The following is a 1,736-nucleotide window of genomic DNA, read 5'->3' on the forward strand; positions in this document are numbered from 1 at the left end:
CACGGTAATCTGTTATGGCCAACTATAAGCCAGACTTATCCCGCCAAAATAAATTCATTCCAATCAATTTCGCTGAGCAAATTTTGCCGGGAACCTTTGAATATGCGCTTTGTTATATTGTCGAAAATAAGCTTGACTTGTCGGGCTTTGACGCTTGGTATAACAACGACAAAACAGGCGCTGCGGCGTATCCGCCCGCGGTGATGTTAAAGGTTATTTTACTGGGCTATGCACATGGTTTAATCAGTAGTCGGCGAATTGCTAAAGCGTGTGAAACAAACATTTTATTTATGAGTGTGTCGGGTGATATTCAGCCGCATTACACATTAATAGCGGGTTTTGTGGCTAAAATGCACGAACAGATTGAACCGCTATTTACGCAAGTGCTGATGATATGTGATGAAGAAGGCTTGATAGGACGCAACATGTTTGCCATTGATGGGTGCAAATTGAAGTCCAACGCAAGTAAATAGTGGAGCGGTACATTCGATGAGCTAGGCCGTAAAAAAGCCAAATTAGAACGCGCAAGCAAACGCATAATTGAGCGCCATCAAGCGCAAGATGGCTTAAGTGAAGAGCTGGTCACTCAAGACTTAAAGCAAAAAGAAAGGCTAGATAAAAGTGCAGATAAAATCACCGCGTTCTTAGCTACTCACGAAGAGAAAACAGGCAGTAAAGGTAAGCCGGTTAAAAGTAATATTACCGACCCAGACAGCGCGAAAATGACCACGTCAAAAGGCACAATTCAAGGCTATAACGGGATAGCGATAAATGATGAGAAACATCAAATTATACTACAAGCACAGGCATGGGGCTCGGTGGGCGAGCAACAAACACTGCAGCCAGCCGTTGAGCAATTAAAACGACAACTTGAAAAACTGAACAGTGATAAATTCTCTCACAAACAGGCCATTAAATTTACCGCAGACAGTGGATTTAATAGTGAAGCGAACCTTGAATTCATGGCGCAAAGTGGCTTTGATACTTACATAGCTGATAACCAATTTAGAAAACGCAACCCACTGTTTAAAGAGAGCGAAACCTACGAAACAGAGCAAGAAAAGCGCCGATTAAAACGCAGTAAAGGCAAGCCACGCTTATTTACCTCAGACGACTTCCATTATGATGAAGCAACACAAACCTGCCACTGCCCCGCAGGGAACGAGATGTGGCGAAGCGGTATCAATGTAAAAAGCTACAACCAAGAATACACACGATTCTGCGGTTACTTAAAAGACTGTAAAGTCTGCTCCCTGCAACAGCAATGTATGCGAAAATCACCGATAAAAACGGGGCGACAAGTACAGTTTAAGAGTGATGAGTCTCGCAAAAAAATCAGTTACATCGACAAAATGAAAGTAAAAATAGATAGCCCAATAGGACGACGACAATACAGCAAACGACTTGGATGTATCGAACCAGTATTCGGCAACATCACGGTGAATAAAGGGATGAATAAGCTCACATTACGCGGCCAAGTAAAAGTCAATGCTCAATGGCAGCTATACTGCCTTGTTCACAATATCGAAAAGTTACGAGAAAGGGTGTCGTAAGCTAAGAACAACCTGACCTAACAGCTCCGAAACGCCTCTCAAACCACAACAAACCAGCTTAAAAAAAACGCCCTAAAATAACAACTCACACCCAACTAAACGATTGAATCAAAATAGGAACTCAGTTATCGTTTGTTGATTACAAAAACAAATTTGAAACGAGTTATTCTACAGGCTCGTTAG

General features: G+C 42.2%; 2 protein-coding genes. Both read left to right on the plus strand.

Features of this window, described 5'->3' with window-relative positions:
* Positions 1–14: 14 nt before the first annotated feature.
* Positions 15–473, plus strand: a complete 459-nt coding sequence (locus tag EXT48_RS23485; protein ID WP_130166024.1) for a transposase — start codon at positions 15–17, stop codon at positions 471–473.
* A gap of 249 nt (positions 474–722) precedes the next feature.
* Positions 723–1,553 carry a transposase gene (locus EXT48_RS23490; RefSeq protein ID WP_130166025.1) on the plus strand — a complete coding sequence of 277 codons (831 nt, stop codon included), beginning with the start codon at positions 723–725 and terminating at the stop codon, positions 1,551–1,553.
* The last annotated feature ends 183 nt before the right edge of the window (positions 1,554–1,736 follow it).

Origin of the sequence: Pseudoalteromonas sp. CO348, assembly GCF_004208845.1 — a bacterium.
Classification (GTDB): Bacteria; Pseudomonadota; Gammaproteobacteria; order Enterobacterales; family Alteromonadaceae; genus Pseudoalteromonas; species Pseudoalteromonas maricaloris.

Bases quoted from the DNA above. Each gene is read 5' to 3' on its own strand.
- EXT48_RS23490 (WP_130166025.1), top strand. From the start codon at position 723: ATGACCACGTCAAAAGGCACAATTCAAGGCTATAACGGGATAGCGATA.
- EXT48_RS23485 (WP_130166024.1), top strand. From the start codon at position 15: ATGGCCAACTATAAGCCAGACTTATCCCGCCAAAATAAATTCATTCCA.